The organism is Streptomyces sp. NPDC003038 (assembly GCF_040611115.1).
Classification (GTDB): Bacteria; Actinomycetota; Actinomycetes; order Streptomycetales; family Streptomycetaceae; genus Streptomyces.
Map to the genome: position 1 here is coordinate 1 of NZ_JBEXNN010000088.1, position 3,771 is coordinate 3,771.

The window sequence follows — 3,771 nt, forward strand, 5'->3', positions numbered from 1 at the left end:
TCAACTCACCCACCGATCGGGTGACGGGAGGCTCCAATTCCTGCAGGTCACAGACGTTCAGGCGGACGTTCTGAAGCTCAAGTTGAAAAGGCTCATTGCCCTTCGAGCCGCCTCCACGGCCGCCAGCGGAGCGATCAGGGCCCTTCCCGGCGCCGCCGCGTCGGCCTTGCCGCGCGCCGCCGTCTTGTCGGCCTTCGCTTTCATCTGCGCGGTGTGGAGCTTGGCGTTCTGCTCCATCATCGCGGTTTCCTGCGCGGTGCGGGCTTCCAAAAGCGCGGCCTTGCGCGCTATTTCCGCCTCACGGAACGGCGCTTCACCGGCGTGCCGGTCCCGCGCCACTTCCAGCCGGAGTTCCAGCCAGTCACCGAGGCGATCGGCGAGAGAAGGAGGCTGCTCGTATTCGCCTTCCTTGTATTCTTCGTCGTCGGAATCCGGGGCGTCGGGCCTTCCCGTTTCCCGCAATGCGACTACCGGGGAAATGGGGCCGCGAATGGCCGGGGCTTCTCTGGTCGTTCCTTCCGGGGATTCCGGAGGAACGCCGTCATCCGGGCTACTGGCGGACGGTTCGGAGTAAAAGAGATCCCCGCCATCGGGGGCGTCCGGCATTCCGCCGGAATCGCCGCCCCGAGTGGGGAGGTTGATCACGTTGCTGTCGGTGTCGTCGGACACGCGGCCCCTCCTCCTGGGCTTGACAGTCGGCATCGGCCTCGCGTAGACTCGCGCACGCCACGAGCGGCACGCGTTGGGATCACCGAAGGGCCGCCCCGGAGATCGGGAGCGGCCCTTCGGGCGGGACGCGGGAGCTAGCCGCTGTGACGGCTGTAGACGTTGTGCAGGGCGAGCGTGACCTCACGGATGAAGTCCGTGTTCCCGTCGCGATATGCCTGGGTGCCTCGGATGTTCGTCACCCGGAGCCAGTAGTAGAAGGTGCCGAGGTCGTTTCCGTGCTGAGCGATCATATTCTGCTTGATTTTCCGCTCGTGTTCCGCACGGTTCATTTGCTTCCGCTCTGCTTTCGTGAGCGGGCGACCGGCACTCACGCCGACTCCCTGCGGTCCGGGTTGTAAATCGACGTGGGGCCACCATAGCCCATATTCGGGCCCTGCGCACCCTGCTGCCCGGGGTTTTCCGGGGCGGCCTGGAGCGTCGGGTTGTTCTTACGCGCCTTGAGCTGCGCCTTTTCCTTGCGACTTTTCCTGACCTCCTTCACTTTTTCGTCGCGGGCGTGGCGCTTATGGGCGCTCTTTTCCAGTCCCGAACTAATGCTCTTGAGGTTCTTCAGAACGTCGTTCAGGGACTTTTCCACCGGGAAAGAGCGCAGGAAAGCCTGGCCCATCTTGTCGCCCTCCACGCGGGTCCCGCGGCAGTGCGCGCGGGCCTCGCGCTGGACGATCTCCAGCTTGGCCTGCATGTCCAGCACGACCCGGTTGAAGTCCGCGAGGTAGTGCGCGTAGGCGGCGGGGTTCTGCGCGATCTCGCGCAGCGCCGCGTTCGGGTCGTCGAAGAAGGGCTGACCGTTGTTTTCGGTGCTCACGAGGTCCTCCGTGGGGGTCGGATCTGCTGTACTCGGGGGGCTGTGGACTGCTTCCGGCAGTCGCAGCGAGGGCCAGCCCGAATCCCGCGGGCTGGCCCTCACTGGTGTGTGCCGGACGGTGGAACAGGGGCGGTAGCCGTCGGCGAGCAGCTCGCCCGCCTCCTGGCGGTACTCGGAGGCGGTGCCGGGCGAGACTTCGAGCTCACGCTGGATCTCGGCGAGGGGCAGCTGGTTGGTGACGCCGGCCGCGCTCCCAAGGATCATCCGGGCGACCTTGCGGACCGCCCGCTCGCGCGGGGAGAGCTTCGCGGCGTCCTCGGCTTACCGCGCGCTGCTCGATTTCGGCAGCGGCCTGCCGCGTTTCGGCAGCAGCCTGCTCGGCTTCGGCAGCCTCCTTCTGGGCGCGCGCGATGTCCCCGAGAGCGGCCTCCCGGCGGCGGTCCTCCTCCACCTTCTTGCGGTCGGCTTCGGCAGCGGCCCGCCGCGTTTCGGCGGCGGCCTTCTCCGTTGCGGCTGTGCGCCGGTCCGCTTCGGCAGCGGCTTGGCGGGCCTCGGCGATGGTCGGGGTCTCGATGGCCTGTGCCTCCGCCGCGGCGACCCGGTCGGCCTCCGCCGCTTCTTTCCGCTTCTGGGCTGCCTGGCGCTCCAGCTCGGCTGCCTCCAGGTCTGCGGCGGCCTTCGCCTTGCGCTCCTGGGCCTCCTTGCGCTCCGCCTCGGCCTCGCGGGCGCGGGCTTCGGCGATCACGGCGTTGTCGAGGGCCTGCTGCTCCAGCTCAGCGGCCCGCTCTGCGGCGCTGACCTGGGCTCGGGCGTGGGCGCGAGCCTGGCCGGTCTGGCCGTCGACCTCCGCCTGGACCAGTTCGACCTCGCCCTTGGCGCGCAGCCGCTCGGCCTCCGCCTTGGACTTGGCGACCTCGCTGCGCGTCTCCGCGTCCAGGCGCCGCCGCTCGGCCTCCTCCTTCCGCTCCTGGGCTGCCTGTTCCTGCTCGTCGGGCATGGCCAGGGCCTGGGCGACGGTGTAGCCGTACGGGGCCATCTTCATCGGCAGCAGTTCGTCCTCGGTAGCCTTGGAGATGTCGCCCTTGTACTTGCGCTTGAGCCACTGCTCGTAGGCGATGAGCTCCTGGTCGCGGCGGGTCATCTCCGGGTAGGAGGTGACGCCCCACAGCCGCATCCGGCGGAGATTCGGGCCGTCGCGACCGGGGCGAGGATCCACCGCAGCCACGGGATCGAGTCTCGCTCGTGCCCGCTCGGGTCGCACCATGCGGTCGATGGCGTCCCGGCCGAGCTCCACCACGGCGATGAAGAGGACCGGGACCAGGCCGTGCGCGCCAGCGCCGCCATCGGTCCCTCGAACCTGGCCTCGATCGCGCTCGTCGAGCGCCTCGGTTTCCAGAAGGAGGGCGTCCTCCGCGACCACGTGCACACGAACGGCAGCTGGCGAGACAGCGTGCTGTACTCCGTGTTCGAGAACGAATGGCGCCCGTAGCCACGGTCACGGAGCTGCGCGACCCCACCGATTCACACGGCCCCCTACGGCTACTTCGAGACGAACTGTGCTGCGACAACCGCCCGGAATCCGTTCCGGTTTTGGGGCACCAAGGGGCTCTATCTGCGCGTTCTCAAGTCAGCTGGAGAGCAGGCATCGGGGAAGGGCGGGGAGTGGTCGGTATCTCGCGCGAAGACACGTGCGTTCTCGGTACCGAAGATCGTCGGGCCCATGTATCTTTTGGGGAAACATTCCCTATGGTGGAGGTCCCGATGTCTGATCCGCTGAGGCGAATTGACGCCCTGGTGGAGGAGGACACCCTCCCCGCACCCCAGATCCGGCAGCAGCTGCGGCTTGCCGCCGGCCTCACGCAGGCCGAAGTCGCGGACGCCATCGGCGTCCAACGCCTCGCCGTCGCGCGGTGGGAGGCGGGACTCACGCAGCCTCACCGCGGCAATCGCCTGAAGTACGCGCATCTTCTTCGGAAGCTGGCCGCGAAGCATCCGGACGCCGCCCTCGAAGGGGCGGCCAATGATGGATGACCTCATGGCCCCGGCCGTTTCCGGGGTCGCCGACTCCGCCTTCGGTATCGAGGGGGTCGGGATGACCTACTGAGGTTTTCAGACTGTCGTCGGGTAGTGACGGTTCATGATCCCTGCGGTATGCCGGTGGTATGCGTTATCCGGAGGGTGGGGGCCTGACCGCTGAGCGTCGGGCGTTTCGTGAGGGGATCCGACTCCAGGCCGGC

6 protein-coding genes are annotated in these 3,771 nt (G+C 68.0%); 2 read left to right on the forward strand and 4 right to left on the reverse strand.

Annotated features, from left to right (window positions below; genetic code table 11):
• Positions 1-57: 57 nt before the first annotated feature.
• The 4 genes from ABZX75_RS34015 to ABZX75_RS34030 form a co-directional block, all read right to left on the reverse strand.
• The gene (locus tag ABZX75_RS34015) at positions 58-669 is read right to left on the reverse strand and encodes a hypothetical protein (protein ID WP_355418020.1); all 612 of its coding nucleotides are present in this window, start codon (positions 667-669) and stop codon (positions 58-60) included.
• Between the two features lie 134 nt (positions 670-803).
• On the reverse strand, positions 804-959 hold the full coding sequence (locus tag ABZX75_RS34020; RefSeq protein ID WP_355418023.1) for a hypothetical protein: 156 nt from the start codon (positions 957-959) through the stop codon (positions 804-806).
• Between the two features lie 77 nt (positions 960-1,036).
• Positions 1,037-1,798 carry a hypothetical protein gene (locus ABZX75_RS34025; protein WP_355418026.1) on the reverse strand — a complete coding sequence of 254 codons (762 nt, stop codon included), beginning with the start codon at positions 1,796-1,798 and terminating at the stop codon, positions 1,037-1,039.
• Entirely contained in the window at positions 1,737-2,759 is a 1,023-nt protein-coding gene (locus ABZX75_RS34030) for a hypothetical protein (protein ID WP_355418029.1), read from the reverse strand. The genes ABZX75_RS34025 and ABZX75_RS34030 overlap by 62 nt, the downstream gene beginning before the upstream one ends.
• Positions 2,760-2,858: 99 nt before the next feature.
• On the opposite strand from ABZX75_RS34030, the gene ABZX75_RS34035 reads away from it, so the two are divergent.
• Both ABZX75_RS34035 and ABZX75_RS34040 read left to right on the forward strand, forming a co-directional pair.
• Positions 2,859-3,023 (forward strand): GNAT family protein, encoded by a 165-nt coding sequence (locus ABZX75_RS34035; RefSeq protein WP_355418032.1) that lies wholly within the window; start codon positions 2,859-2,861, stop codon positions 3,021-3,023.
• 272 nt (positions 3,024-3,295) lie between these two features.
• On the forward strand, positions 3,296-3,565 hold the full coding sequence (locus tag ABZX75_RS34040; protein ID WP_355418035.1) for a helix-turn-helix domain-containing protein: 270 nt from the start codon (positions 3,296-3,298) through the stop codon (positions 3,563-3,565).
• Positions 3,566-3,771 lie beyond the last annotated feature (206 nt).